The organism is Halioglobus sp. HI00S01, assembly GCF_001635445.1.
Lineage (GTDB): Bacteria > Pseudomonadota > Gammaproteobacteria > Pseudomonadales > Halieaceae > Halioglobus > Halioglobus japonicus.
The window spans coordinates 99,507-125,587 of record NZ_LWEE01000001.1 but is presented as its reverse complement, the minus strand read 5'-3'; the positions used below and the strand labels follow the sequence as shown (position 1 = coordinate 125,587).

The window sequence follows — 26,081 nt, the reverse complement described above, 5'->3', positions numbered from 1 at the left end:
GTTTCATTTGTTGTGTCTCACTCAGCATTGATGGAGGTTCCTCTTTCACCGTAGGCGGCAAATGAACGTTTGTCATCACTATGTGATAAGTTCGGTCTGTCTGCTAACCGGAAACTGAATATGACCCGTTCGTTTGTCTGTGCACTCCTGTTACTCAGCGCTGTACTTCCCGTCGCGGCCCGCGACGCCGGGGGCACGCTGGACGCTTTCCACCAGGCGGCTGCCGATGCTGACTTGTCAGCCTATGTGTCGCTAATGACCGACGAAATTGTGTTTCTCGGTACTGACGGTGAGGAGCGCTGGGAGGGCGAGGAATTTCGGCGCTTTGCCCGGCCGCATTTTGAGTCCGGCAAAGGCTGGGAGTATCGTCCGGTGAGTCGCAATATCGCCTATAGCGCAGACGGAAGTGTCGCCTGGTTTGATGAGATGCTGGACCACGACAAGCTCGGTCAGTGTCGCGGCAGCGGAGTACTGCTGCGCGATGGTCAGCACTGGAAAGTCGCCCAGTACAATCTGAGCGTGCCGGTGCCCAATGAATTACTTCTCGGTGTGGTCGAGCAAATTCAGGAAGGGCAGGATGCTGAGAAAGAATCGCCGGATGCCGAGAAAGTCAGCGAGTCGGAGCAGTCCGCAGCAGTGCCGACCTCGTGCCGCAAGAAACGGCACAAGACCAATCGGCCCGCAGGTTGTTAATCAGGTGGTGATGATTAACCTCAGTGCCTGCAATTGCAGGTTCGCGTGCGTAATATGGACCGCACACTCCTCGATCCGATAGCACAGGTTGTCGAGCTCTTCTTCGCGTATTGAAGGGTTAACTTCACGCAGTGCCTCCAGGCGGGCAAGTTCTGCGCCCAGCTGGCTGCGCATTTGCGACTCAGCATCCTTCAGAATGTCCTGCAGTCGCGCTTCTGCCTGAGCCGTAGCCAGGCTCATTTTTGCGTCTACCTCGCGGTGTACCTGTTTGATGATGGCCAGGGCCGTGGGCTTTTTTACGCGCTCGATTAACGTGTTGAGTCGCTCGTGGGGAACCAGTGCCGCCAGCTCCTTGCCGCGGGCATCAACGAGCAGGCGCATGGGCGTTAGGGGGAGGAAGCGCTCCACTTGCAGCGCCTTCGGTGCGACACAGTTAACGGTATACAAGGCTTCCAGCAGCATGGTGCCCGCCGGGACGCCCTTGAGCTTAATCGTACCGATAGCCGCATTGCCCAGCTCGGTGGAGTGCACCATGTCCATGGCTTCATGGATCATGGGGTGCTCCCAGGTAATGAACTCCATGTCCTCGCGCGACAGGGCCTTCTCGCGATCGAAGGTAACGGTGGTGCCCTCGTCGTTAACGTAGGGGAAGTGACCCGTCAGCATGTGTTCGGAGGGACGCAGCACCAGGGTGTGCTCCGAGTGAAACTCCTGGTCAACACCAAAGGCTTCACATAGCGCCTCCAGGTAGTTTTCCAGCGTGTCGCCCGCTTCGAGCGCATTGATCTCTTCGATCAGCGCGCCGGCTACATCCCGGCGGCAGGAGTTGCGTTCTATCAGTCTGTCACGGCCATCGCGGAGTTCCTCGCGGGTGCGATTGGTAAACTCGGCCGTATCGACGAGCAACTCGTCAAACGCCTCGGTGCGCTGATCCAGCTGGTCCTTGAGTCTCTCGCGAAAAGTCTCGAGAATCATGGTGCCGGCGCTGCAGCTGTCGCGGAAAACATCCAGGCCGCGGTCATACCAGTCGACCAGGGTCTCCTGTGGTGTGTCTTGCAGGTAGGGTACGTGGATTTCCACGTCGTGCTGCTGGCCAATCCGGTCCAGGCGGCCAATGCGTTGTTCCAGCAGGTCGGGATTGGCAGGCAGATCGAACAGAATGAGGTGGTGGGCAAACTGGAAGTTGCGCCCCTCGCTGCCAATTTCGGAACACACCAGGGTTTGAGCGCCATTCACTTCATCGGCGAAGTAGGCTGCTGCGCGGTCGCGCTCGATGATCGACAGGCCCTCATAAAAGGCAGACGAGCGAATGCCAGCGCGCATGTGCAGATAGTGCTCCAGAGCAACTGCGGTGGTTGCATGGGCGCAGATAACCAGCACTTTCTCCGGCCGCAGCTTCTTCAGGGTCTGAACCAGCCACTCCACTCGCGGGTCGAAATCGAGCCAACTCTCGTCGTAGTAGGGGAGTTCCGGGTGCAGGCGTTCTTCAAGCTCGACCTGGGCGTGAACATACTGTTCAGGTGCAGGCAGTGGGTAACGGTGCAAAACGCGCTGGGGGAAGCCTTCAACTGCCGCACGCGTATTGCGGAATAGAACCCGCCCCGTGCCATGCCTGTCCAGCAGCTGTTTTACCAGCTCCGTTGGCGCCAAATTGCGATCGAGATCAGCGGGTAGTTTGTCAGGTATTGTGCCCGATTCCAGCGTGTCAGCCATTTCGCTCATCTGGCGATATTCGCGCTCTTGTTCCTGGAAGGCCTGCAGGTCGTGGAAGCGCGACGGATCGAGAAGTCGTAAACGGGCAAAATGGCTGGCCTGGCCGATTTGTTCCGGGGTTGCTGTGAGTAGTAACAGGCCGGGGCTGCTTTGGGCCAGTGCCTCCACGAACCGGTAGTCTTCACCGGCCTGATCTTCAGACCAGTGCAGGTGGTGGGCCTCATCGACGACCACCAGGTCCCATCCTGCGGCAAGGGCCAACTGCTGCAGGTGGTCGTTGTCTTCGAACATTTCGAGACTACACAGCACCAGTTGTTCGGCTTCGAAGGGGTTGCCGTCGGTCATTTGAGACAAGCGATCGATGTCGAACAATGCAAAGTGCAGGTTGAAGCGACGCAGCATTTCTACCAGCCACTGATGCATCAGGCTGGGGGGGAGTAATACCAGCACACGGCTGGCTCTTCCGGTGAGTAATTGCTGGTGAATAATCATGCCGGCTTCAATGGTTTTGCCCAGGCCGACTTCGTCAGCGAGCAGCACTCGCGGCGCGTGGCGCTGGCCAACCTCGTTGGCGATATATAGCTGGTGGTGTAGCAGGCTGGTGCGCGAGCCCATTAGCCCACGGGCGGGACTGCGCTGGAGCCGATCCACATGCGTCATGGTGGCTACCCGCAACGCGAAATCGCCGTTCTTGTCGAAGTGGCCATTGAGCAGGCGCTGCTGTGGTGTCGTGAGCTGGACAAAGGCATCCAGCTCGAGTTCTGAGACTGATAGCTGTTCTTCGTGGTGATCGGTACCTGTGTACATCAAGAGCCCATGCTGCTCGGCAACGTCGGTAACGATGAGCTCGACGCCCTCCACGGTATTGATGTGGTCGCCTTCCTTGAACCTCAGACGCGTCAGGGGCGCGTTATCAATAGCATAGGTGCGCTCCTCGCCGACTGCGGGAAAGCTCAGGGTAATACGGCGCGGTTCAACTTCGACCACTACGCCCAGGCCGAGCTGGGCATCAGCGTGACTGACCCAGCGTTGTCCAATGAGGTATTCCATTAATGACTCTTGAAACCCATTATTTGTCGGGGAAAAAAAGTGCCAGGCTATTACGGTAGACCTGTCCCAGCAGTTCTTCCACCTCGATCTGCATCGTGGTGGCGACCTGTTCCGCCACAAAAGGCAGATAGAAGGGCGCATTTGGTCGCCCGCGATAGGGCACGGGGGTGAGGTAGGGCGCGTCTGTTTCCAGCAGCGCCTGCTCAACTGGCGTGGCTGCAATCACCTCGCGGACGTTGTCGGCGCGATTAAAGGTGGCAATGCCGTTGAAACCCAGCATGAATCCTTCGCCCAGGCAGTATTCAGCCAATGCCAGGGAGGAAGTAAAACTGTGGATGACGCCTTTGCGCGGTAGCTTGCCACTGAAATTCGCCAGAATCGCTTGCGTGTCCTCGTCGGCCTCGCGGGTGTGGATAACCACCGGCAGGTCGGCGTCGACGGCAATCTGTAGCTGTTGCTCAAAAACCTGGCGCTGTACCTTGCGATCGGCGTGATCATAGAAATAGTCCAGACCGATCTCGCCCACCGCAATAATCCGTTCGTCCGCCACGTGTTCGCGAATCTCTGCTTCAACGCTGGGGGAGTAGTGCTCGGCCTCGTGTGGATGGATGCCCTGGGTACCCCAGATGTCCGCCGCGTAATCGCTCAGAGCGCGTACCCGGGCGAGGTTGTCGGGTGATACCGCAATCGTAATGATCCGTTCGATACCGACATCGCGGGATTTTTCAAGGGTGCTGTCGAGCGCTTCGCCGTCCAGATAATCCAGATGGCAGTGGGTCTCGATGATTGGCGTCTGAAAGCGGGGTATGTCCCGCCGCTTCTTCTTGCTCATAGTCGTGTCGTAGTCTCAGGTGCTGCCTGCGGCCACCCGTTGGCGCAGTTTCCTGGGTTGGGTTGGGCGCAGCTCGCGGATGGTACAGGTGATCTGCTCCCATAGCCAGCTATGCATGGGGGAGTTTGCCGTGCGATGGTGGCTGACCAGAACGTAGTCGACGGAGATCTCCTCGGCGCCCGGGAAAGGTTGCGCGGTAATGCCCTGTGCGACGCTCTCGTTCTGTAGCAGAAACGCTGGGCCCGGCATGAGATAATCGGTGTTGCGCAAGACCTCCATGGCGGTCATCAGGTGGGAGATCTCCAGGGTGCCCCGAGACCACTGCCGAGCCTCCTCAAGGCTGGAGCTGATGGGCGTCACATCCAGTTGTTCGCGGTCAGAAACGTACAGGCGGATGATGGGGTACTGACCCAGATGCGTCTCGGTAACCGGCACCTGGCTCAAAGGGTGCTGCGCGCGCATGAGCAGCACTGGCGGGCTGCCGCCGAGATCAGCGATCCGGAAATCGCCGCCGTACTGGCTCTGGCGGATATGAATCGCAAAATCAAGATTGCCCAGGGCCAGTTGCTCCAGCTGATTTTCCACCCGGGTGATGATTTTGAGATGGAGCAGAGGCGCCTGCGCCTGTAGCCTGGCTGTGAGCGCTGGAAGCAGGGTGACACCAATGTATTCCGAGACCGCCAGGGTGACTTCTGCACTGCATTGCGCGGGGTCAAAGTGTGAGTCGCTGACCAGGTGGCTGATCCCGGCGAGGATCTCTGACAGGCCCTGGGCCAGTTCGTCAGCCCGGGGGGTGGGTTGCATGCCGTGGCTGGAGCGGGTGAAGAGGGGGTCATCAAATAGCGAACGCAGCCTGGAAAGGGTTTTGCTCATGGCCGGTTGGGTGATATAGAGGCGCTCTGCGGCCCGCGAAACATTTCGCTCTTCTAGCAATACTTGTAGAGAAATCAGAAGGTTAAGATCAATTTTGGCGAGTTCTCTGGTGTCCATAAGGCTAATATTACTTTAATTCATGTGTGTCATAATAATAATACATTGGATGCATATCACAACCAGGGCTATGCTTATCACAACTCGAAACACAGAGCCCCAAATGCCGGGGCTGACAGCGACACAAGCGCTGTCGATGGCATCCCATCCAGGTCCAACATAGAGTTATTTGTTCAAACCCGCCTTCTGGCGGGTTTTTTTATGCCCCGGCGATATGCCGGGCTTGTGCGAGGGCGTCTTCGGGTAGCTCTCCGAGTAGCACAATATGTAGAGCGCTTGGGCCGTGCGCGCCCCTAACCAGGGTGGCTTCGACATCTGCAGTGCTCGAGGGCCCCGCGATACAGTGGATGGCCCGGGGGCGTCGGGTCTGCTCCAGGGCAGGTGTCAATGCGGCCCACAGCTGCTCCATGTCGACGAGTATATTCTGGGTCTCGACCAGCACGATCTGCTGTTCTGGGAGGAAGTGATTCAGGGCCGGGTTGTGTTTGCCGGTGGTCGTCACCAGTGCCCCGGTTTCTGCAATGGCCCAGGGAGCATAGCCCAGGGTCACGGGCTCGCCCGGCTCCAGATCACCAAAGCGCGGCAGTACGCCACCGTCACGCCAGGGCATCGCCGCCAGTTGCGGGGCATTGCTGGACACCAGGCGGTGGCTGCGGTGGTGTTCGTAAAGATAATGGCCAATGGCCTTGACCGCGGCGATACGATCCTCTGCAACGGCGACGCTGGCCTGATTTTTCAGCGCCCGGGCGATGAAAGCGATGGCAGTATTGGCGTGCAGGAGGGACGCCGCAGGGGCTGTTCCAAATGTGCTCAGGTCGCGGGCAATATGCTCGGCGCTATGGCCCGCGCTGGTGCCCCGAATACGCGCCATGATGCGCGATCGACTTTCGCTATTCATCGATTGCCTGCCTGGCCTGGTACTGGGCCATAAAGGTCTTACCCTGTGGTGCCGGGAAGTCCCTGGCGGAGGTCCATCCCCCGGCCAGAGGCAGGTGTTGAAAGCTGCCCTTCTTGCGCCCCAAGCGGGCCAGTAGGCCAAAGCCCAGATTCGTCAGCGCCCGATACAGTCCTGGCCTGGCAGCGACAAACGCGTGCAGCCGCATGCCAAAGCGCCAGCGGCGGGGNGTGACTTTCTGCTCGCTGAGGTCATGGCGCAAATCGCGGAGTAAATCGGGAAGCGGGATATCTGCTGGACACACTTCAGCGCAGCGGCCGCAGCTGGTGCAGGCATTGGGCAGTGCCTCGGCCTGCTCCAGTGAGCTGAGCAAGGGGGTGAGCACCGAACCTACCGGCCCCGGATAGACCGAGCCGTAGCTGTGGCCTCCCACCGCCGCAAAAATAGGGCAGTGATTCATACAGGCGCCGCAGCGAATACACTGCAATACCTCGCGGTAATCGCTGGCAAGAATGTCGGTGCGCTCGTTGTCGAGCAGCACGATGTGAGTTTCCAGGGGACCGTCGCTGTCATCTTCGCGGCGGGGGCCGGAGTAGAAACTGGTATAGCACGTCTGTGGCTGGCCGGTCGCGGAGCGTACCAGGAGTCGTTGCATGGCGGAGGCATCTTCCCCCCGCGGTAACAGCCGGTCCACGGTGGTGCAGACGATGAGCACCGAGGGTAGATTGGCGCAGAGGTCGCCATTGCCCTCATTGGTGACCAGCATACTGTAACCGGTATCAGCCACCAGGGCGTTGGCGCCGATGATGCCTACATCCGCCATCAGAAAGGTTTCGCGCAGAACCTGGCGGGCTTCCGCGACAATGTCGGCCGGTTCATTGAGCTCGCGCTCGCCCAGGGCGTGTTTTTCCAGGAACAGATCGCGAATCGACTCCCGGGATTTGTGCAGGGCCGGGCCCACAATATGGCTGGGTGTTTCGCCCGCCTGTTGCACGATATATTCGCCCAGATCAGTTTCAACAACGTCCAGGCCGCCGCGCTCGAGATAGTGATTGAGCCCTGTTTCCTCGGTGACCATGGATTTACCCTTGGCTACCCGGCGGGCGTTGTGTTGCTGGCAGATGTCCAGCACGATGGAATTGAGCTCGGCGCCATCGCTGGCAAAGTGCACCTGGTTGCCGTTGTTGGTCGCCTCCAGTTCAAACCGTGCGAGGTAGTAATCCAGATTATCGAGGGTGTGCTGGCGAACGCGCTTCACGTGCTGGCGTAATTCCTCAAAGGCGCCGAACTCGTCCATGGCCATGTCGCGCATGAGCGGCAGGAATTGCGCCATGGCAGCGCGTCGTTTGACTTCCGGACCATCGCTGAGAGCGTCGTGGCTGAGCTCGAAGAATAACTCGCTGTGGTTTTCCACGGTCAGTGGTCCCCTTCGCCTATCGCCGGTCCGTACAGGTCGCCACTGAGAATTTCAGCCACGTGGCGGACTTCGATGGCAAGGCCTTCCCGGCGAGCACGACCTGCCAGGTTGAGCAGGCAACCGAGGTCGCCACCGGTCAGGATGGCGGCCTCCGTCGCAGCTGCGCTGGCCAGTTTGTCGTCAGCCATCTGAGCAGATATGCCCGGCATCTTCGCGCAGAAGGTCCCGCCGAAACCGCAGCAGACGTCGCTTTGTTGCATTTCGGCCACTTCGACGTCGCACAGCGTTTTCAGCAGCTGGCGCGGTTGTTCGCGAACGCCCATTTCCCGCAGTCCCGCGCAACTGTCGTGATAGGTGATGGGTGGCAGGGCCGTGGGATGGGCGGGGGCGGTGTCGAGTTTGACCACGTCGGTGAGAAAACTGGTCAGCTCCCAGGTCTTCTCCGCCAGGGCCAGGGCGCGTTCACGCCAGGCGCCCTCCAGCAACCGTGGGTAGTGGTGGGCAATCATGCCGGCGCAGGAGCCGGAAGGCGCTACGACATACTCGGCGTGTTCAAATAACTCGATGGTGCGCTTGGCCAGAGGAATTGCGCTGGCGAATTCGCCGCTATTGTAGCCGGGCTGGCCGCAGCAGGTTTGTTCGGTCGGTACCGATACCTCGCAGCCCGCCTGCTCCAGGAGGCGCAGCGCGGCGAAAGCAACCGAGGGGCGCATCAGGTCTGCCAGGCAGGTGACGAACAGGGAAACTTGTGGCGCGGTAGTGTCGTTCATTCAGGCCAGTGCCCCAGGATATTGGCAGCCAGTATATCCCAATAACGACAGTGAGCCAGTGTCCTGGCGCTAGAAGCTGCCGGCAACTAGCACCACCGCGGCGATGACCAGTGAAGCAGCGCAGGCGAGCACACCTACGGCGATGGGATGACGTACTTCAAGCAGCTTCACCAGTGCTGTTTTGCGGTCCACCCGAGCGCCCTGGCGCGCCAGCGGATAAATCTGCTCGGCCACTTGCTCGGGATTCAGATTGGGTATCAGTGCTGTCCCGGTAAAGACAACAACGTCATCAACCATCAGAAAAGGGCCGCGGTAATGGATGCGCGCGCCCTTTGCCAGGTGGTACATATCCCGGTGGTCGACCAGGGCGAGCGTGTCGTCACAACGGCCCACATGGCCACTTTCGCCCCTGCCGTAGAGCAACAGGCCGACAGCGGGGCCGGCCAGGGCGATGATTGCCGCCAGCGCCTCATGCGCGCTGGCGTTGAGGCCCGCCACCACAAGTAATGCCGCGAGACAGATTAGGCCGTAGCCCAATCCCGTGCGCAGTAAGTCGCGGCGACGATCTTCAACGGGGTCTACCCAGGTGATGCTGTCACTGTACTGGTCCAGTGGCTCGGCGCCGCGGGCAGGGCGGTTGACGTAGACCAGGCTGCGCAGGTACTGGTGGCCGGTGTAGGCGAGTGCGCCGACCACGGCGATCAGGCATAGCGAGAACGCGACAGCCCAGACCACACTTTTGATGGTTTGTGTGCGCTGCTGTTCTCCTTTGAGTTCTGCCAGCAGGTCTGAGCTGACGTCTGCCTCCGGCTCACCGGTCTCACTAAAGCGCAGTATCTGTGTGGTGCCAGGATGAAACAGCAGTACTTTCTGGCCCCAGCGCAGGAGTCGACCGTCGGCGAGCGGGTCCGGCGCGGGGAGGTCGCGCAGATACTTCCAGTCACTGTCAAACAAGTACAGGCCGGCGCTGCCCGTTTCCGGGTTGTAGAGATTGACCCACCAGTAGTCGCCAGAGCGAACAAAATCACGCACCCGGGTCTGGGCCTCGGCCAGGGCCTGGGGCGGGAGAAGCAACACTTCATCCAGTTGTTTGCCAAAGGCTTGATCTTCATAGCGGAATACGCCCACCGCAGGTCCTTCGGCGCTGTTGATCAACATCAGCCCCTGATCCAGGCGCAGGGCCGGCCCGGGGGTGAAGCTGTGATCCACTTCGGCGAGCACGCTGCCCTCGGGTGAGAGTTTGAGCAGGGAAGAGGCGGCGGCGCTGGCGGCAAACAGCTGGCCGTTGAGTTCGTGCACAGCCACGGCGTCCGGCGCGCTCTGCAACGGAGTGTTTGCAAGCGAGTTGCATTGGCGTGTGCTGAGGTCGCAGCGCCATAGTCCCGCAGCCGCGTCATTTTCCGCTTCGCTAGCCCAGAGGAGCAGCTCGCTAGCGGGCGTAAAGGTGAGGCTACGGGCACCTGCTGCCAGACCCAGTTCTGTCAGCGACAAGCGGGTACGGCCCACACCGGAGCGGTCGTGGATCAGCAGCATGTCGGCGGCCTGCACCAGCAATGTGCCATTGGATGCCGCCAGCACATAGGCGGGCCCTGACACAGGTTCGACCGGATCCAGACTGATGTATCGGCCACTGAGTAGAAGGGCTACAGCCAGTACGGCGGCAGCGATCGCCAGCGTGCGATGAAATGTTTCCCGGGCCAGTTCAGCGCGGCCGCGCACCTCCGCGTTATTGCGGAAGGGGTGAGTGCGATAGTCGTTGGGAGCGCCTGTCTGACGCTTGCCCACGGGGCCCTGGCCGAGTTTCCCACGGCGGGGAAGTTCCATGGCAGAGCGAACCGTGCCCTCTCGGCTTCTCAGGGACGCCTGGCTTGCGAGCTCGGCAGCGCCGCGGACAATGGCCTGTTCTTCGAGACGTTGGCGTTCGGTCTCGCGTTCTTTTTCCAGCGCCAGCTCGAGTGCCTTGCGTGCCTCTTCTTGCTGCTTGATATGCGCTTTTTCGGCTCTTCGTGCCTCGCGCTCCGCCTCTTGTGCCGCCCTTCTTGCATCGGCCTCGCGTTGGCGCCGGGCCGCTTCCTCGACCCGCTGGCGCTCAATTTTCTGCTGCTCGATACGTTTCTGCTCGGCGGCTTTGGCAGCGACGAGTGCCTCGGCCTGTTCGCGCTCTCGGCGCTCAGCGGCCTCTCGCGCTTTCTTTTCCCCCAACAGACGGGCTTTTTCCTTTGCCGCCGCTTCCTTTTCGGCTTTGCGTTTTGCGGCAGCCTCCTGCTCGGCTTTTTTGCGCGCCGCCTTTTCCGCCCGTCGCTTTTCGGCCTCTGCCTCGCGCCGCGCTTGATCTTCGCGTCGCCGGGCCTCTTCTTCGGCTTTGCGCTGCCTGGCTTCTGCTTTGCGCCGGGCCTCGGCTTCGGCCTTGGCCCGGCGTTGTGCCTCTGCCTCGGCTTCCTTGCGGGCTCGCTGCTCTGCCTTCACCCTGGCTCGCTCGTCGGCTTCGGCTTGCTTGCGGGCGGCCTCCTCGGCCTTGCGTTGCGCTATCGTCGCAGCGGCTGCCTGGCGTTGGGCTTCTTCTTCGGCCAGCTGGCGGGCGCGCGCAGCCGCTTCTTCCTGTTTGCGCCGGGCCTTCTCCTTGCGCAGCATGGCTTGCTTTTCTCGCTCGGCCTTGCGCCTTGCCGCCTGGGCGAGTTGCTCACGCTCCAGCTTTTGCTGGCGTGCTTTCCACTGCGCTTCCTGGGATTCGCGTCGTTCGCGCTGCTGGCGCTGGCGGCTGCTCTCGAGTTTACGTTGTGGCTCGCGAGCGATGCGCTCCTGGGCCTCTTGCTCGGCCTGGAGCCGGGCCTCTTCCCATTTGGCTTGTTTGGATTGGCTTTCCTGTTCTGCCGATTCCTCAACCTTGCGTGGGGCGTCGGGTTCGCTGGTCATACCGGAGGCATCGATCTTGCGCAGCTCTGCCTCAACGCCCAGCTTGCGCAGCTTGGCGTAGTATTCGGCGGCGACTTTGCGCTCGATATTGCGGCGAAGAATAATGGTTTCGCCGGAGAAGAAGCGTTCGAGTTGCTCCGGATCTCGGATGTCGAACATTTTGGCAAAGCGAGCCTTTACCTTTGCCGGGTCACGGCCCGGCAGAATCTCACCCCAGAACGTGAGGTTGAACTTATTCACCTCGCGTTTTCCATCCCCGTGTTATGTCGTTGTAAAGGGGCAATGTACGGCGTGCAATGCCCCTTTGCCAAGCGAGAACTTGCGTTTAGTGCACTCCGTGCATCAGGCGACGCAGAACAGGGGAAACCAGGAACAAGAGCACGGCAACGCCCAGGCCAACCCACAGCAGGTCGGTGAACAGGCTGTTGTAGCTGGCCAGCGCTGCACTCACATCGGTGACGCCGCCATCAACGGTCTCGATAGCGGCAAGTTTGGCCAGCTGGGCTGCGACAAATTCGGAGTAGGCGGTTGCCAGGAACCAGGCGCCCATCATCACGCCAACAACGCTAGGCACCGACAATTTGGTGACAGCTGACAGGCCCACTGGCGATAGACACAGCTCACCTGTGGTGTGCAGGAGATAGGCCAGTACCATCCACCATGCAGCGACTAGGCCTGCCTCGTCCGGGTTGGCAGCACCCCAGACCAGGGCACCGAAGCCGAGACCGGCCTGGGCGATACCCAGGGCGAACTTGACCGGTGTTGAAGGCTCCAGACCGCGTTTATCCAGCGCCGTCCACAGCCAGGCAAAGAAGGGCGCCAGGGTCATGATGAAGAAGGCGTTGAGGGAGCCGAACTGCGATGCGGTAAATTCAATACCGAACAAGGTGCGGTCCATAACCCGGTCTGCGAACAGGGTCATGGAGGCGGCGGCCTGTTCGAACAGGGCCCAGAACACCACCGTGGACATCGTCAATACGATGAGCGCAATCATGCGGCCACGTTCAACGGCGTTACAGCGCGTGGTAATAAACCAGGCGAGGCCGACCAGAACGACGACTGACAGTATGTTCAGCAGCGTGCCCACCGCACCGTGGAATTGCAGCATTTGCCAGGCCGCAAACACACCGAGCAGGGACCCCAGGTAAATGCTCCACTCTTTGTTCAGGCCAATCGGGGATTTCTCCTGCAATACTTCCGGGTTGGCTGGCTCAGCGTGCCCATGCAGGTGCTTCTGACCGAGAATAAAAGTGACCAGGCCGATCAGCATGCCGATACCCGCTGCGCCAAAGCCATAGGCCCAGCCGTAGGTCTCGCCCAGGTAGCCACACAGCAGCGTGGCCACAAACGAGCCGATGTTAATGCCCATGTAGAAAATGGTGAAACCGGAATCCCGACGGTGATCGTCTTCCGCGTAGAGGCGGCCGACAATGGTTGAGATATTGGGTTTCAGGAAACCGACGCCCATGACAATCAGGGCCAGGGAGAAATAAAAGACCTGTAGCGCCCCTTCATCGCGCACTACCTCGCCTTCCACGTAGCGCGCCTGCTCGCCTTCCACGGCCATACCCAGGTGGCCCGCCACCAGTAGTAGACCGCCAAATATGACCGCCTTGCGCATGCCGAGGTAACGGTCTGCCAACAAGCCGCCAATCACGGGCATTGCGTAAACCAGTGCAGCATAGCTGCCCAGAACTTCCAGGCCATTGGCGTCAGAGAACAGGTGATACTTGGTGAGGTATAGCAGTAACAGATACTTCATGCCGTAGAAGGAAAATCGCTCCCACAGCTCGGTGGCGAAGCAGACGAAAAGGCCACGCGGATGGCCGAAGAAGCCGGTGTCATCCGCCGGCAGAACGGCGCTGTTGCTGGTCATGTAAAGTCCTTGTGTTCCGAGGCCAAGTCAGGCGTTGGATTGTAAACGAACGAGAGCGCCAATACCGCAATCGAATAATTGTCCGTATGATATCGCTCCACGCCCTCAATAGGAGACATCTCATGCGAAAAATCATCCCTGTTTTGGGGGCAGCCCTCCTGGTGGCCGCCTGTGGTCCTGCGCTGCAATCTACGTCGGCGACGGTTGATCCTGTCGAAGCGAGCGGGGCATTCAGCCCCGAGGCCAGACTCACGGCAAGCCACTGACACTTTTGGGAACCAAATTATGAATGGTGCAGAGAGTCTGCTCACAACCTTGACGAACAATGGCATCGAGGTGTGCTTTACCAATCCAGGCACATCCGAAATGCATTTTGTCGCGGCGCTGGATGAGGTGCCCGAGATGCGCTGCGTACTGTGCCTGTTTGAAGGCGTCCTCAGTGGCGCCGCAGATGGCTACGCCCGTATGGCCGGAAAGCCGGCATCGACGCTGCTGCATCTGGGGCCGGGCCTGGGCAACGCGCTGGCCAATATCCACAACGCCAAGAAAGGCTTCTCTCCCATGGTGAATATTGTCGGCGATCACGCGACTTATCACCTGGAGTACGATGCGCCTCTCACGTCCGACATTGAAGGTATTGCAGGCCCGGTTTCGCATTGGGTGCACACTTCAACGTCATCTGGCGACATCGCGCGTGATGCGGCCGAGGCCGTGCGCCAAGCAGGAGTATCGCGGGTCGCAACACTGATGTTGCCGGCGGATGTCTCCTGGAGCGACAACCCCAATGGGCCCGAGGCTGTAGTCGAGGTGGCGACACCACCCTCGGTGTCTGTCGAGCGGATTGAGGAGGCGGTCGCAGCGCTGCAGTCGGGCGCGAACACGCTGATTCTTCTCGGTGGCCGGGAGGTGGGTATGCCCCATGGGCATTTGGCGGATCGCATCGCGCAGGCGACTGGCGCGCGTGTGCTGATTGAAGTGCTGCCCGCGAAGATTGCCCGCGGTGAGGGCACGGCGAACATCGATCGGCTCGCCTATCTCGCTGAGCTGGCAATCGACAGTATCAGGGACATTGAGCAGTTGATTCTGGTGGGGGCCGCCGACCCGGTATCCTTCTTTGCCTATCCTGGTGTCCCCAGTGCTATCGCGCCGGCCACTGCCCGGCGGATGGTGCTGGCCGGGCCGCGAGATGACACAGAGGGAGCGCTGACCGCGCTGGCAGAGGCCCTGGGCGCCATGGCAACGGAGCCGCGCGTACACGCGCTTAATTTACCGGACCTCCCTGCTGGTGAACTGGATGCAGCCAAGGTGGGCATGGCCATTGCTCATCATATGCCTGAGAACGCCATTCTCGTGGATGAAGGCATTACCTGCGGCATGATGGTCAACATGTTTACCGGCACGGCCCGATATCACGAGCAGCTCAACCAGACCGGCGGTAGTATCGGCTGGGGGCTGCCGGCGGCGCTCGGTGCCGCAGTGGCCTGCCCGGATCGCAAGGTGGTCTGCATCGAGGGCGACGGCAGTGCGATGTATACCATTCAGGCGCTGTGGAGTATGGCGCGTGAAAATACCGATATCACCGTCGTAATTTTCAGTAACCGCAAGTATTCCATTCTTGAGATGGAGTATGGGCGCACGGGTGCGCGGGACGGTGTGCCCGGCCCCAGTGCCGCCAGCACCCTAGATATTGGCAGCCCGGATATGGATTTTGTTGCCATGGCCCGGGGCATGGGCGTCCAGGCCGATCGCGCCACTACCGCTGAAGCGTTTAGCACGCTGTTTGAGCAGGCTATGGCCGAGCGCGGACCTCGTCTGATCGACGCCATTGTACCGCCGGTTTTTTAGTACTCTGACGTGGCGAAAGCGCTGGTTTTCGCTGCGCCGTCTAAATTAGCTGAAGTCTCCCAGCTAGTCTTTCTGCGCCGCAGGTGCCGAGCCAAATGGCGCCCATAAACATGCAGCTGTCGTGAACGGCAATGCAATCTGTCGCCTCGATGCGATGCAATAGACAGCATGGAAGACATGCCCTGCAGTGCATTGAGGAGGCAACGTGATGGCAATTTTTACCCGTATCTTCGGTCGGGGACGAGTGGAGGAGAAGCAACTGGGTTATGTCGATGCTCAGCGCAAGGTACTGGACTACGCCCGTTACCTGGAAATGCAGCCCCCCATGCCGGGACGTATTGTTGATCAGGATTCCCTGCCACATCCCAAGATTGAACTGAAAGTCGCGTTGAAGATGTGCATTGCCAATAGCGAGGACGTGCGCCTGGCCGAGCATCTCAAAAGCGGCTATCTGATGCTCTCTGCGTTTCAGGCCGGTGTCGGCGTCAAGGCGCTGGGCACGGATTTCGGTGTGCTCGATCTCGAGCGCGACCCACTGGATATCGCCACCCAGATTGAAGAGGAAGCAGAGATTGCCAGCTTCTGGAAAGCCTGTGTGCAGTCGGAGTTGGAACAGCTTCAGCAGGACATTTATGCCCTGGAGCTGGAGGTCAGTCAGCCCGCCAAAGTCTCCGCCTGATTCAGCTCAGGCCGCACTGCGTCCGGTAACGGGCGCAGCTTCTATTTCGTCGTCCAGTAGTCTACGCAGTTCCTCGGGGGTTCGCAGACGCTTGATACGCTCAAACAGCACCGCAGCCTGTGGGTAATAGCAACGCAGGTACACCAGCCATTGCTTGATCGGATTGCCCACGCAGCGTGCATCGTATGCCTCGATCGTGGCATCCAGATAGCCACTCACCAGCAGCAATACGTGCTCCCAGCGCAATGCATGCGCCGGTTCACCGTTGTCCAGTGCCCGGATGATAGCGGGCAGATCGGGGCGGCACAGGGCGCCGCGACCTAGCATGAGATCATCGCAGCCGCTGACCTCGCGGCAGCGCTGGGCATCCTCTGGGCTCCATATCTCACCGTTGGCTATTACCGGAATGTCGAGCAGCTCGCGCGCAGTAGCAATCTCTTCCCAGTAGGCTGGGGGCCGATAACCGTGACGCTTGGTGCGCGCATGCACCGTCAATTCAGTTGCGCCGGCCTCCCCAATGCCGCGGACGATGTCCTTGAACAATTGACTGTCTTCGTAGCCAAGGCGGGTCTTAACGGTCAGCGGGACGTGGCTGGGCACTGCCTGTCGCGCCGCCGCAGCGATGGCAGCAACCCGCTCAGGCTCGCGCAAAAGTATGGAGCCGCCATTGGAGTTGTTCACGGTTTTGGCCGGGCAGCCAAAGTTGAGGTCGATACCCGGTGCACCCAGTTCTGCGGCACGCGCAGCATTCTCGGCCACCACCTGGGGGTCGCCGCCCAGAATCTGAACATATACTGGCGCGCCTGACGGGGTGGTGCCACCGTCGTGCAGCTCGGGACACAGGCGATAGAACACCCGCGGTGGCAGCAGTTGATTACTGACGCGAACAAATTCAGTGACACAGCGATCCACCCTGCTCACAGAGGAGAGCAGAGTACGCATGGTGTGATCAACAACGCCCTCCATTGGGGCGATCATCAGGCGCATCGCGCGGTACCGGTCAGGGGGAGGCCGCGGATTATACGCTGGCCTACCCCCATAGGGGAATGTCAACCGCAAGCCCCGCCAATGGCGCAATAAGCCCGACTGATTTATTATTATGAACTTTCGGTGGGAGCCTCAATCGGCTCCCGCAATCCCTTTCCGGTTACGGTAGTGAAATGACAGACGATATTGTTGGCCAGGGCGTTGAGCTGATGGTGTACGGCATGGGCACCGTTGTGGTATTTCTGGCGCTGCTGGTGGTGATTACCACCATGATGTCACGCCTGATGACACGTTATTTTCCCGAGTTGCCAGCCCCCGAGCCCGCACCGCGCAAGCCCGTATCCGCCGCGCCCGCGGAAGGTGAGGTCGTCGCTGCGATAACGGCCGCCATTCATCAGCACCGCAATAAAAAGTCGTAATAGAGGTATGTCCATGGAAGAGAACAAACGCCCCTTGGGCCTTACGGATGTCGTGCTGCGGGATGCTTCCCAATCGCTGTTGGCGACCCGGGTGCGCATTGAAGATATGCTGCCGATTGCTGCCAAGCTCGATCAGGTGGGCTTCTGGTCTCTGGAAACATGGGGTGGGGCGACTTTCGATGCCTGTATTCGCTATCTCGGTGAAGATCCCTGGGAGCGCATTCGCGAACTGAAAAAGGCGATGCCGAACACACCGCAGCAGATGCTGTTTCGCGGCCAGAATATTCTCGGTTACCGCCACTATGCCGACGATGTCGTCGAGAAATTTGTGGAGCGGGCGGCATTAAACGGTGTAGACGTATTCCGGGTGTTTGACGCCATGAACGATATGCGCAATATCGACGTTGCGCTGCGGGCGGTTAAGGCTGTCGACAAGCATGCCCAGGGCACCATCTCCTATACGTCCAGCCCCGTTCACAATATCGATACCTGGGTGGACCAGGGCAAGCGTATTGAGGACATGGGGGCGGACTCGATCGCCATTAAGGATATGGCCGGTCTGCTCCATCCCTATGAAGGCTATGAGTTGGTCAAGCGCCTCAAAGACGCCTGTGATATTCCTATCGGGCTGCACTGTCACGCGACCACCGGTTTATCAACGTCCACGATTTTGAAATGTGTGGAAGCCGGAATTGATAACGTGGATACCTCCATATCGTCAATGTCTATGACTTACGGCCATTCACCCACCGAAACGGTGGTGGCTATGCTCAAGGGCACCGATCGCGACCCGGGGCTCGATATCAATCTGCTGGAAGAAATCGCCTCCTACTTCCGCGACGTGCGCAAAAAGTACGCCAAGCATGAAGGTTCACTGCGGGGTGTCGATTCGCGCATTTTGGTCGCCCAGGTGCCCGGCGGTATGCTGACCAATATGGAGAGCCAGCTCAAGGAGCAGGGCGCAGCGGACAAACTCGACCAGGTGCTCGAAGAGATACCACGCGTGCGCGAAGACCTCGGTTATATTCCGCTGGTGACACCGACCTCTCAGATCGTTGGTACCCAGGCGGTACTCAACGTATTAACCGGAGAGCGTTACAAGTCCATTTCCAAGGAAACCTCCGGGGTACTCAAGGGCGAGTATGGCGCGACGCCGGCAGCCGTAAATGCCGAATTACAGGCACGGGTGCTTGACGGCGAAGAAGCCATTACCTGCCGCCCCGCAGACCTGCTCGAACCCGAGTTGGATGTGCTGCGCGATGAACTGCTGAAGCTGGCGGCAGAGAAAGACCTGTCCCTGGCAACAGGCGATGGCGAAATCGATGACGTGTTGACTTACGCGCTGTTCCCGCAGATTGGTCTCAAGTTTCTCGAAAACCGCGGTAATCCGGATGCCTTTGAACCAGCACCGGGCAATGAACCGGAGCCGGTGCCCGCAGCCCCGGTTGCAGCGCCTGGCGAGGCCGAGGTTTACACAGTGAAGGTCAACGGCAACGCCTATGTTGTCGAGGTGAGCGAAGGCGGCGATATCTCCAGCATTGCCCCCGTTGCAACACCTGCGGCAGCGCCCGCGCCAGCTGCTGCTGTGGGCGGCGCGGGCGAACCGCTGCCAGCGCCGCTGGCCGGTAATATTTTCAAGGTGAACGTCGCCCCCGGTGACAGCGTTTCTGCCGGCGATGTCATTATTATTCTCGAGGCGATGAAGATGGAAACCGAGGTTCGCGCCAGTCGCGATGGCACAGTGGCCAGTGTCGATGTGAAAGTCGGCGATACGGTGGCTGTCGGCGACTCCCTGATTACCCTGGACTAAGTCAGCGATGGATAATCTTCTCGTTCTTTGGAATTCTTCTGGACTCGCCCAGATACAGGTGGGCCAGGTCGTCATGATGCTCATCGGCCTGGGGCTTCTGTTTTTGGCCATTCGCAAAAACTTTGAACCACTGCTACTGGTGCCAATCGGCTTTGGCGGTATTCTCGCCAATATTCCCGGTGCAGGGCTGGCGTACTCCGCCGTCGAAAATGCGTTGCATGCAGCTGACCCGGCGATGCTGGCAGAATTTGCCCGTGCATTGGGCGTGACAGTCTACGACAGTGCCAAAGATATCCAGGTCGCCTATGACAATGCCGGGGCCGGCGCACATCTTGCGGCGCAGCAACTGGCAATGGATGCCGGCTACGGCAACGGTATGTTGTACAGCTTTTACTCGGTCGCTATCGCCTCGGGCATTGCCCCGCTGGTCATCTTTATGGGCGTGGGCGCTATGACTGATTTCGGGCCGTTGCTGGCGAATCCAAAAACCCTGTTTCTGGGTGCCGCGGCGCAGTTCGGCATATTTGCCACGGTATTGGGCGCGGTGACCCTGACCTCGCTGGGCGTGATGGACTTCAGCGTTGCGGATGCCGCTGCGATAGGCATTATTGGTGGCGCCGACGGCCCCACGGCCATTTATGTCTCCAGCGTTCTGGCGCCAGACCTTCTCGGAGCGATTGCCGTGGCAGCCTACTCTTACATGGCGTTGGTGCCGCTGATTCAGCCGCCGATTATGCGTGCCCTGACCACGGAAGAAGAGCGCAAAATTGAAATGGTGCAGCTACGGCCGGTTTCCCAGCGTGAGAAAATTGTTTTTCCACTGGCGTTGCTCATTCTGGTTGCCTTGCTATTGCCCGACGCAGCGCCGCTGTTGGGTATGTTCTGCTTCGGTAATCTCATGAAAGAGTGTGGTGTTGTCGACCGGCTGTCGGACACGGTGCAGAACGCGCTGATAAACATCACTACCATTTTTCTCGGGCTGTCTGTCGGCTCCAAACTGGTTGCGGATAAGTTCCTGGACATGAATACGTTGGGTATCCTCGGCCTGGGCATTGTCGCCTTTGGCATTGGCACCGCTTCTGGCGTACTCATTGCCAAGCTCATGAATCGCCTGAGTGCCACGCCGATCAATCCGCTGATTGGGTCAGCCGGTGTTTCTGCGGTACCCATGGCCGCCCGAGTCAGCAACAAATTGGGCCTGGAAGCCAACCCCCATAATTTCCTGTTAATGCATGCCATGGGACCCAATGTGGCGGGTGTGATTGGGTCTGCGGTGGCTGCCGGCGTCATGATCAGCCTCGTCGGAGGCTGATGGCGTGGGAATTCCTGTTACGCGGATTACGCCGCGTTTTAATGAGACCGATGCCCTGGGTCACATCAACAATGCGGTGATGTCCGTGTGGTTTGAGGTGGCGCGCACCGACGCATTGAGTTACCTGCGCGATGGCCCTCGGTCTGAGGGGCGTTGGCTGGTGGCTTCTGTCACCCTGGATTATCTTCGCGAAACTTTCTACGGCTCAGATGTGACTATCAACATGTCGCGCGTTTTTGCCGGCAACACCTCGCTTACGATGGAATGTGAAATGCACCAGAACAATGAGCTGGTTGTGAAGGGCAAGGCGGTGCTGGTACACGTGGATATGGAAAGCAAAGCCAAGCTGCGGGTGCCTGATGTAATGCGCGAGAAACTCGCAACGCTGTAAACGCTAGATTGCCAGCGTCATTTCGACCCGGTGCATATCTGGTCCCCAGCCATGCTCAAGCTCCGAAAGGAAGTTCGCTCCGAATCGTGCGAAGAACGGCGCGGATTTATGGCTGGCAGCGATGGTGATTGCGCTGGCACCATGTTGGCGAGCTGCCGCGATAGCCCGCGTCATGATGGCCGAACCGAGACCACTGCCCTGATGATGCGGAGACAGTAGAATCCAGTTAAGGCTTGCTTCCTGCCCGCTCTGGGAATAGATCCCGTAGGCACCTACTGTGGTCTCTCCCTCCGTACACACTTCGTAGCCAGTGCCCGCGCTGCGTAAAAAGGCAAGATAGTCTTCCCTTTCATAGGGGGCGGAAAACATCGGACAATTGTCATCGAAAATCGCCAGGCATGCCGCTTCATCGCTGCGCTGAAAAGCGCGGAACACCGGGTCAGGCACGGCCGTTCGCCGTGCACGACGGCGCATCATCGCCCAGCGCCATGACCATCGACGCAACCCCACCTTCAGAGGTCGTAACGGGTTGCTGAATCGCTTCTGCCAACCAATCCAATGCGGAGGGCGGTACTGCTAATAGATCTTCCTCAGAGCTAATAGCACCAGCATCGTTGGCGCACAGATCCTCGTCAACGGAAAAGCCGACGCGCTTCTCAAATTCGTCCATGTCACGGGATTTGCGCCGCAATAGCTTGTCGTACAGGGTGCTATGAAAGCGCAGGGGCGGACCTTCGAGTTCGGTGAGACGGCGGACGATCTTGCGGTCGTTAATGTCCCTGGCCGGTTGCGCCTTGCGGTAGTGATACAACAATTGGATTGCCGGCAGGGACAAGCTTTCATTGTCCACAGAGAGCGTTTGAGCCGTGTGGTTTTCGCCGATAGCATTGAGAAAATGCTGAACGATATTGCCATCCGGAAAGTGGCGGCGATCAAACTTGTGCACATGGACCTGGCTTTTGCCGAAGACCTTGTCGAGAATTCTGATTCTGGAGGGATAGGCAAACGCGTAGTCTTCCTCCAGGTTGGTGTGGCGATGCTTCAGGCGTTCTTGAAACGAGCTCTCCATGAGTGACTTCATGGGCCTGAAGTAGATGTGGGTGGCGATATCCGTGAAGCGCTGGCTGAAGAAAGTGCGTGCCTCCGCCAGTTCTTCCTCGCTCATGGACGCCATCACCTCTGCTGATAGCACAGCGTCTTTTGAACCCAGCTTATTAATTTGCCGGGACAGACCCCAGCGAGCCAGCTCGCGCAGTCGTGCCAGTTCTTCCGGTGAAAGGTTTCGTCCTTTATAGATGCCTTTGTCACCGAGGTTGTCGCTAAATGCCTGGGTCATCCATAGTGAAGAGTTGGGGTCGCCGCGGTGCAGGAAGTGCCTGGAGAGGTCTTGCTGATGCTTCGCCAGGTACTGTTGAATGGCGGTCGTGCCGGTTTTACGTGTCCCCAGGTGGAGCACGATTTGATGGTCGGGCCGCTTCCGCAGACGTTGCAAGCGAGTAAGTAAAGCGCGCGGCCCGAGCATAGTGAGTGAGCTTATTCGGAAGGTGAGCTGATGGCCTCTTTGACCTTGTCCACATCGACAGAATCTGCGGCCTTTTCCATGTCGACAGCATCGTAGGCTTTCTTGTAGTCGATATTGTCGCCACTCACGGCATCCGTCATCTTGTCGGTATCGACCGAATCTACGGCCTTCTCTTTGTCCACTGCCTCGACCAGTTTGCCGAGATCTTGAGCGAAACTGACAGAGGCCAGCGGCAGCAGTGCCAGGGTCATGATTTGTAGGGTACGTTTGTTCATAGGGATTACCTTGTGTTGTTGTTACTGTTTGACATTATTTTGTCCGTTCACCGCGTCGCAACAGCCGGAAGAATGAGTAAGAGGGGTCTTGTGGCCCCGGGCAGCCGAGATGCGATCCGTCGATCAGTGGATGGGATAAATCCACCGCCGAAGGTGAGGTAATTGTAGCCCAGTCCGCCACCACCGCGCGCTCGGAAAATTTCCATTGGCCTGCGCGCTTGGTGTATTTATCGAAGTAGCGGCCGCCAACCATCAAGTCCAGGGTACCTTCTTCTGTGCGCACCTTGTGGAAGGCCAACACGTAGATTTCACCTTCCGCGTAGTCAACTTCCAGCGCCAGGTTCACGGTAGTTACATTGTGATGGAGAATTTCCATGGGGGCCTGGATTTGCGGCAACTGGTCGATGAATTCCATGGCCAGGCCCTTAAAGAAGGCTCCGTGGTCATCGGTAGCATCCGGGTGGTAAAGCTCACGCAGTTTGTCGTGATCATGCCGGTCAGAGGCATTGCAGTAGGCGTGCACCAGTTCAGTGATGGCCTGCTTGTCCAGCAGGGCCTGAAGCTGCGGGTCCACTATTTACCCAACGCGCGCTGATAGGCAGCGACAGTAGTGGCAAGGCCCACACGAATGGCATCGACGGTTAATGCGTGGCCGATAGAGACCTCCAGCAGTGCGGGAACCTCAGCGGCGAAGCGCGGCAGGTTATGCAGGTCCAGATCGTGTCCGGCGTTCAGTCCCAGGCCTTCTTCCGCGGCCACTTCACCGGCACGAACAAACCTGGCGAGTGTCTCTTCAACTTGTTCACCTGTCTTCACGGCGTGCGCGTAGCTCTCGGTATACAGCTCTATGCGCTGTGTGCCCGTTTGCGCGGCGAGGCGAATCTGCTCTTCATCCGGGTCCATGAACAGGCTGGTGCGAATGCCCAGCGATTGCAGCTCGGTTACCAGAGGGGCTACACGATCACCATCTTTTTTGAGGTCAAAGCCGTGGTCAGAGGTGAGCTGGCCATCCCCATCCGGTACCAGGGTGACCTGGGCTGGACGGATTTCCCGCACGAGCTCCATAAAGCCTGGGTAGTCGCTAACGCCTGGGCGCTCGCTTTTGCGCGCAGCAGTGAAGGGGTTGCCTTCGATGTTGAACTCCACCTCGAGCATCGCGGCCAGGTCGAAGCAGTCCTGGGCGCGGATGTGTCGCTGGTCCGGCCGCGGATGGACGGTAATCCCGTCGGCACCTGCATCAATACACATTTGCGCGTGCTCGGGAACGCTGGGATTGGTCGTATCCCTAGAATTGCGGATTAGCGCAATTTTGTTGAGGTTGACCGACAGGGCGATCACAGAATGGATTTCCGTTTGACCTCGATAATGGTCACGGTTTCTGTGGGTACGTCGCTGTGCGGCCCGGCCTGACCGGTGGGAACAGTAGCGATGAAGTCGATCACTTTCATGCCTTCAATGACTTCGCCAAACACGGTGTAGCCGTCGCGTCCCGGTGCCCAGTCCAGGCGCAGGTTATTGCGCAGATTGACAAAGAACTGGGAGGTGGCTGAGTCGGGATCATTGGTTCGCGCCATCGCCACTGTGCCGCGGGTATTGTGCAGGCGGTTGCGAGATTCGTTCTTGATGGGCTCGTGGGTTTCTTTCTCGCTCATGTCGGCGACAAATCCGCCGCCCTGAATCATGAAGTCAGGGATGACACGATGGAAAATGGTTCCATTGTAAAAACCCTCATCGACGTATTTGAGGAAATTCTCCACTGTGGCTGGCGCCTTGTCGCGGAACAGGCGCAGGGTAAACGTGCCATCGGAGGTTTTTACCGTGACCAGTGGATTGGGCAGCGGCGTCTCTTCTTTGTCAGCCGCGACAGCGGCGGGGGCCAGGACCAGGGCCAGGATCAGGGTAAACGTCTTCAGCATTTCTTGTCTCCGTATGCGCGGCGGTGGGCTACCAACTGGAGCCCCAGCTTGAGGGTTTGCGGCGTTTTGGCCACAGGCGGGGCACAACCAGCGTGATGATGACGCCCAGCAAAACAGCAAGTGCCCCATTCATGAACGCCTCGCTCTTGACCTTGTCGTTCAGGCGCAGGTTTTCTGCTTCGAGAGTGTCTACGTCAGCGCGCAGCTTCTCAGATTCTTCCACCAGGCGCCGATTGTCCAAGTCCAGTTGCACAGCATTACCGGAAATGGTCTTGAGTTCGGACAGCTCCCCACTGACCGCGGCCAGCTCGGCTTCGGTGCTGGCAATGCGATTGAGTAAATCGTTTTTCTCAGCCTGCAGTGAGCCAAGATCGCTATTGAGCGTGGCATTTTGTTCGGAGAGTTGGTCGGCACGCGCGACGGCAGCGGTTAGTTGTACCTGGGCGGGGCGTTCTGCCGTCAGAAATTCGGTGCGTACCCAGCCGGGGGTGCCCCGCGCTGTGGTGACTTCGGTCCAGTCACCCTGTGTGCTCCCAGCGTTGAGACGTGTGCCCGGTGTCAGTTTTGCAGCCCAGCGATATTCTGCGCCCGGGCCCTTGTGCAGAACAATGAACACCTGGTCACTGACGTAACGGGTTTCCTGCGCCTGGGTACCCATGGTGAGAAATAGAGAGAACAACAAGATGGGCAAAGAGCGCAACAAAACATGAACCTTTTTAGCGTGTGGTGGAGGGGCTCTAGTTTAGCGCCGAATCAGGTGTATTAGTAGGCGTGGCATGTGCCCGCGTTGCAGCCGTCGACACGATGCCAGCAGGGGTCAGGGCAGCACTTTCTTGTAGGGCTTGACCGTGACTTTGGCAAAAACACCGGCATCGACATAGGGGTCGGCGTCGGCCCAGGCGGTGGCTGCCTCGAGGCTATCAAATTCAGCGACAATCAGACTCCCGGTAAAGCCGGCTTCACCGGGATCTTCGGAGTCCAGGGCCGGGTGGGGGCCTGCGACCAGCAGACGGCCGGCATCGACCAGTTCCTGGATGCGCTCCAGGTGGGCCGGTCGCGCTTCGGCGCGCAACGGCAGGCTGTTTTCGACGTCTTCGCAGAGAATGGCATACAACATGTTTCAGGCTTCCTGATTGTCAGTCACGGGGGTGTCTTCTTTGAGATGGGGGCTGATGATAATGGCAGTAAGAATGGTCAGCGCCAGGGTAAAGCCGATAGCGGAGTAGAGCTTATAGCTCACCCATGTGGCTTCAGAGAAACTGTATGCGACGACCAGATTGAGCGCTCCCACCAGGGTGAAATTGCCCACCCAGAGCATGTTCAGGCGCGTCCAGACATAGCGGGGCAGGACGATCTGGCTGCCGAGAGTGCGCTCCATCAGGTTCTTGTCGCCGATAAATTGCGAGCCACCAAACGCCAGTGCCAGCACCCAGTTGAAAATGGTCGGCTTCCACTGGATAAACAATTCATTTCTCAACACCAGCGTGGCGCCGCCGAAGATAATGATGGCGGCCGCCATCCACAGGGCGCGTTTTTCCAGTTCCCGGGTCAGTGCCCAGGAGAGCCCCACTTGCACAAGAGTGGCTACCATGAGGACGGCGGTGGCGGTGAAAATACCGTCAAAGGTGTATTCCCATCCACCCAGGGCAAGGGTTTCGCCGTCCAACTGGTAGACGATGAAAAAGAGGGCGATGGGGATGAATTCTGCCAATTGCTTCATGGTGTGCCGTATACCTCGGCTGTTACTATGTGGGTTGTCCACTGATTATTGTTGAT

26 protein-coding genes are annotated in these 26,081 nt (G+C 59.1%); 8 read left to right on the top strand and 18 right to left on the bottom strand.

Annotated elements, in window-relative coordinates:
• Positions 1–120: 120 nt before the first annotated feature.
• On the top strand, positions 121–693 hold the full coding sequence (locus A3709_RS00580; protein WP_066048457.1) for a nuclear transport factor 2 family protein: 573 nt from the start codon (positions 121–123) through the stop codon (positions 691–693).
• On the opposite strand, the gene rapA is transcribed toward A3709_RS00580, so the two are convergent.
• The 8 genes from rapA to A3709_RS00540 form a co-directional block, all read right to left on the bottom strand.
• Positions 694–3,456, bottom strand: coding sequence for an RNA polymerase-associated protein RapA (gene rapA / locus A3709_RS00575; RefSeq protein WP_066048454.1), 2,763 nt, complete (start codon positions 3,454–3,456; stop codon positions 694–696).
• A 19-nt stretch (positions 3,457–3,475) separates the two neighbouring features.
• Positions 3,476–4,288 (bottom strand): TatD family hydrolase, encoded by an 813-nt coding sequence (locus tag A3709_RS00570; RefSeq protein ID WP_066048451.1) that lies wholly within the window; start codon positions 4,286–4,288, stop codon positions 3,476–3,478.
• A 15-nt stretch (positions 4,289–4,303) separates the two neighbouring features.
• Entirely contained in the window at positions 4,304–5,278 is a 975-nt protein-coding gene (locus A3709_RS00565; protein WP_066048448.1) for a LysR family transcriptional regulator, read from the bottom strand.
• Positions 5,279–5,477: 199 nt separating this feature from the next.
• Positions 5,478–6,176: an LUD domain-containing protein gene (locus A3709_RS00560; RefSeq protein ID WP_066048445.1), complete on the bottom strand. Its 699-nt coding sequence runs from the start codon at positions 6,174–6,176 to the stop codon at positions 5,478–5,480.
• On the bottom strand, positions 6,169–7,587 hold the full coding sequence (locus A3709_RS00555; protein ID WP_066048442.1) for a LutB/LldF family L-lactate oxidation iron-sulfur protein: 1,419 nt from the start codon (positions 7,585–7,587) through the stop codon (positions 6,169–6,171). Before A3709_RS00555 ends, A3709_RS00560 begins: the two co-directional genes overlap by 8 nt.
• 2 nt (positions 7,588–7,589) lie before the next feature.
• Positions 7,590–8,360 (bottom strand): (Fe-S)-binding protein, encoded by a 771-nt coding sequence (locus A3709_RS00550; protein WP_066048435.1) that lies wholly within the window; start codon positions 8,358–8,360, stop codon positions 7,590–7,592.
• A 69-nt stretch (positions 8,361–8,429) separates the two neighbouring features.
• A complete protein-coding gene (locus A3709_RS00545; protein ID WP_066048433.1) occupies positions 8,430–11,513 on the bottom strand; it encodes a hypothetical protein in 3,084 nt (1,027 codons plus the stop codon).
• 85 nt (positions 11,514–11,598) lie between these two features.
• The gene (locus tag A3709_RS00540; protein ID WP_066048432.1) at positions 11,599–13,149 is read right to left on the bottom strand and encodes a peptide MFS transporter; all 1,551 of its coding nucleotides are present in this window, start codon (positions 13,147–13,149) and stop codon (positions 11,599–11,601) included.
• Between the two features lie 122 nt (positions 13,150–13,271).
• On the opposite strand from A3709_RS00540, the gene A3709_RS22945 reads away from it, so the two are divergent.
• The 3 genes from A3709_RS22945 (at position 13,272) to A3709_RS00530 (ending at position 15,673) form a co-directional block, all read left to right on the top strand.
• Positions 13,272–13,415 carry a hypothetical protein gene (locus A3709_RS22945; RefSeq protein WP_156507507.1) on the top strand — a complete coding sequence of 48 codons (144 nt, stop codon included), beginning with the start codon at positions 13,272–13,274 and terminating at the stop codon, positions 13,413–13,415.
• A 19-nt stretch (positions 13,416–13,434) separates the two neighbouring features.
• Positions 13,435–14,994, top strand: a complete 1,560-nt coding sequence (locus A3709_RS00535; RefSeq protein WP_066048428.1) for an acetolactate synthase large subunit — start codon at positions 13,435–13,437, stop codon at positions 14,992–14,994.
• A gap of 208 nt (positions 14,995–15,202) precedes the next feature.
• Complete coding sequence (locus tag A3709_RS00530; RefSeq protein WP_066048423.1) at positions 15,203–15,673, top strand: hypothetical protein; 471 nt, start codon at positions 15,203–15,205, stop codon at positions 15,671–15,673.
• Between the two features lie 6 nt (positions 15,674–15,679).
• Here A3709_RS00530 and A3709_RS00525 read toward each other — a convergent pair whose 3' ends face one another.
• Complete coding sequence (locus A3709_RS00525; protein ID WP_066048421.1) at positions 15,680–16,660, bottom strand: tRNA-dihydrouridine synthase; 981 nt, start codon at positions 16,658–16,660, stop codon at positions 15,680–15,682.
• A 173-nt stretch (positions 16,661–16,833) separates the two neighbouring features.
• Between A3709_RS00525 and A3709_RS00520 the strand changes: the two genes are divergently transcribed.
• The 4 genes from A3709_RS00520 to A3709_RS00505 are packed head-to-tail and all read left to right on the top strand — an operon-like array spanning position 16,834 to position 20,592.
• Entirely contained in the window at positions 16,834–17,079 is a 246-nt protein-coding gene (locus tag A3709_RS00520; RefSeq protein WP_066048418.1) for an OadG family protein, read from the top strand.
• A gap of 13 nt (positions 17,080–17,092) precedes the next feature.
• On the top strand, positions 17,093–18,889 hold the full coding sequence (gene oadA / locus A3709_RS00515; protein ID WP_066048416.1) for a sodium-extruding oxaloacetate decarboxylase subunit alpha: 1,797 nt from the start codon (positions 17,093–17,095) through the stop codon (positions 18,887–18,889).
• Between the two features lie 7 nt (positions 18,890–18,896).
• Entirely contained in the window at positions 18,897–20,201 is a 1,305-nt protein-coding gene (locus tag A3709_RS00510) for a sodium ion-translocating decarboxylase subunit beta (RefSeq protein WP_066048413.1), read from the top strand.
• A gap of 4 nt (positions 20,202–20,205) precedes the next feature.
• Positions 20,206–20,592, top strand: coding sequence for a thioesterase family protein (locus A3709_RS00505; RefSeq protein ID WP_082849780.1), 387 nt, complete (start codon positions 20,206–20,208; stop codon positions 20,590–20,592).
• Positions 20,593–20,595: 3 nt separating this feature from the next.
• Here the strand turns inward: A3709_RS00505 and A3709_RS00500 are convergent, their stop codons facing one another.
• The 9 genes from A3709_RS00500 to A3709_RS00460 all read right to left on the bottom strand — a co-directional run bounded on the left by A3709_RS00500 (position 20,596) and on the right by A3709_RS00460 (position 26,025).
• Positions 20,596–21,039, bottom strand: a complete 444-nt coding sequence (locus tag A3709_RS00500; protein ID WP_197484017.1) for a GNAT family N-acetyltransferase — start codon at positions 21,037–21,039, stop codon at positions 20,596–20,598.
• Positions 21,032–22,048, bottom strand: a complete 1,017-nt coding sequence (locus A3709_RS00495; protein ID WP_156507506.1) for a hypothetical protein — start codon at positions 22,046–22,048, stop codon at positions 21,032–21,034. The genes A3709_RS00500 and A3709_RS00495 overlap by 8 nt, the downstream gene beginning before the upstream one ends.
• A gap of 77 nt (positions 22,049–22,125) precedes the next feature.
• Positions 22,126–22,389 (bottom strand): hypothetical protein, encoded by a 264-nt coding sequence (locus tag A3709_RS00490; RefSeq protein ID WP_066048407.1) that lies wholly within the window; start codon positions 22,387–22,389, stop codon positions 22,126–22,128.
• A 34-nt stretch (positions 22,390–22,423) separates the two neighbouring features.
• Positions 22,424–22,963, bottom strand: a complete 540-nt coding sequence (locus A3709_RS00485) for a nuclear transport factor 2 family protein (RefSeq protein ID WP_082849779.1) — start codon at positions 22,961–22,963, stop codon at positions 22,424–22,426.
• Positions 22,963–23,727, bottom strand: coding sequence for a pyridoxine 5'-phosphate synthase (locus A3709_RS00480; RefSeq protein ID WP_066048400.1), 765 nt, complete (start codon positions 23,725–23,727; stop codon positions 22,963–22,965). Before A3709_RS00480 ends, A3709_RS00485 begins: the two co-directional genes overlap by 1 nt.
• The gene (locus tag A3709_RS00475; RefSeq protein WP_066048397.1) at positions 23,724–24,305 is read right to left on the bottom strand and encodes a peptidylprolyl isomerase; all 582 of its coding nucleotides are present in this window, start codon (positions 24,303–24,305) and stop codon (positions 23,724–23,726) included. The genes A3709_RS00480 and A3709_RS00475 overlap by 4 nt, the downstream gene beginning before the upstream one ends.
• Before the next feature lie 28 nt (positions 24,306–24,333).
• Positions 24,334–25,008, bottom strand: coding sequence for a TIGR04211 family SH3 domain-containing protein (locus A3709_RS00470; protein ID WP_066048394.1), 675 nt, complete (start codon positions 25,006–25,008; stop codon positions 24,334–24,336).
• A gap of 114 nt (positions 25,009–25,122) precedes the next feature.
• Complete coding sequence (locus A3709_RS00465) at positions 25,123–25,422, bottom strand: YciI family protein (RefSeq protein ID WP_066048393.1); 300 nt, start codon at positions 25,420–25,422, stop codon at positions 25,123–25,125.
• Between the two features lie 3 nt (positions 25,423–25,425).
• Complete coding sequence (locus A3709_RS00460; RefSeq protein WP_066048390.1) at positions 25,426–26,025, bottom strand: inner membrane-spanning protein YciB; 600 nt, start codon at positions 26,023–26,025, stop codon at positions 25,426–25,428.
• Positions 26,026–26,081 lie beyond the last annotated feature (56 nt).

What these genes read in the sequence shown, in the direction of transcription:
- A3709_RS00580 (WP_066048457.1), top strand. Translation starts at nt 121, where the DNA reads ATGACCCGTTCGTTTGTCTGTGCACTCCTGTTACTCAGCGCTGTACTT.
- A3709_RS00475 (WP_066048397.1), bottom strand. Translation starts at nt 24,305, where the DNA reads ATGCTGAAGACGTTTACCCTGATCCTGGCCCTGGTCCTGGCCCCCGCC.
- A3709_RS00460 (WP_066048390.1), bottom strand. Translation starts at nt 26,025, where the DNA reads ATGAAGCAATTGGCAGAATTCATCCCCATCGCCCTCTTTTTCATCGTC.
- A3709_RS00535 (WP_066048428.1), top strand. Translation starts at nt 13,435, where the DNA reads ATGAATGGTGCAGAGAGTCTGCTCACAACCTTGACGAACAATGGCATC.
- A3709_RS00510 (WP_066048413.1), top strand. Translation starts at nt 18,897, where the DNA reads ATGGATAATCTTCTCGTTCTTTGGAATTCTTCTGGACTCGCCCAGATA.
- A3709_RS00570 (WP_066048451.1), bottom strand. Translation starts at nt 4,288, where the DNA reads ATGAGCAAGAAGAAGCGGCGGGACATACCCCGCTTTCAGACGCCAATC.
- A3709_RS00560 (WP_066048445.1), bottom strand. Translation starts at nt 6,176, where the DNA reads ATGAATAGCGAAAGTCGATCGCGCATCATGGCGCGTATTCGGGGCACC.
- A3709_RS22945 (WP_156507507.1), top strand. Translation starts at nt 13,272, where the DNA reads ATGCGAAAAATCATCCCTGTTTTGGGGGCAGCCCTCCTGGTGGCCGCC.
- A3709_RS00490 (WP_066048407.1), bottom strand. Translation starts at nt 22,389, where the DNA reads ATGAACAAACGTACCCTACAAATCATGACCCTGGCACTGCTGCCGCTG.
- A3709_RS00530 (WP_066048423.1), top strand. Translation starts at nt 15,203, where the DNA reads ATGGCAATTTTTACCCGTATCTTCGGTCGGGGACGAGTGGAGGAGAAG.
- A3709_RS00465 (WP_066048393.1), bottom strand. Translation starts at nt 25,422, where the DNA reads ATGTTGTATGCCATTCTCTGCGAAGACGTCGAAAACAGCCTGCCGTTG.
- A3709_RS00540 (WP_066048432.1), bottom strand. Translation starts at nt 13,149, where the DNA reads ATGACCAGCAACAGCGCCGTTCTGCCGGCGGATGACACCGGCTTCTTC.
- A3709_RS00565 (WP_066048448.1), bottom strand. Translation starts at nt 5,278, where the DNA reads ATGGACACCAGAGAACTCGCCAAAATTGATCTTAACCTTCTGATTTCT.
- A3709_RS00520 (WP_066048418.1), top strand. Translation starts at nt 16,834, where the DNA reads ATGACAGACGATATTGTTGGCCAGGGCGTTGAGCTGATGGTGTACGGC.
- oadA (WP_066048416.1), top strand. Translation starts at nt 17,093, where the DNA reads ATGGAAGAGAACAAACGCCCCTTGGGCCTTACGGATGTCGTGCTGCGG.
- rapA (WP_066048454.1), bottom strand. Translation starts at nt 3,456, where the DNA reads ATGGAATACCTCATTGGACAACGCTGGGTCAGTCACGCTGATGCCCAG.
- A3709_RS00550 (WP_066048435.1), bottom strand. Translation starts at nt 8,360, where the DNA reads ATGAACGACACTACCGCGCCACAAGTTTCCCTGTTCGTCACCTGCCTG.
- A3709_RS00525 (WP_066048421.1), bottom strand. Translation starts at nt 16,660, where the DNA reads ATGCGCCTGATGATCGCCCCAATGGAGGGCGTTGTTGATCACACCATG.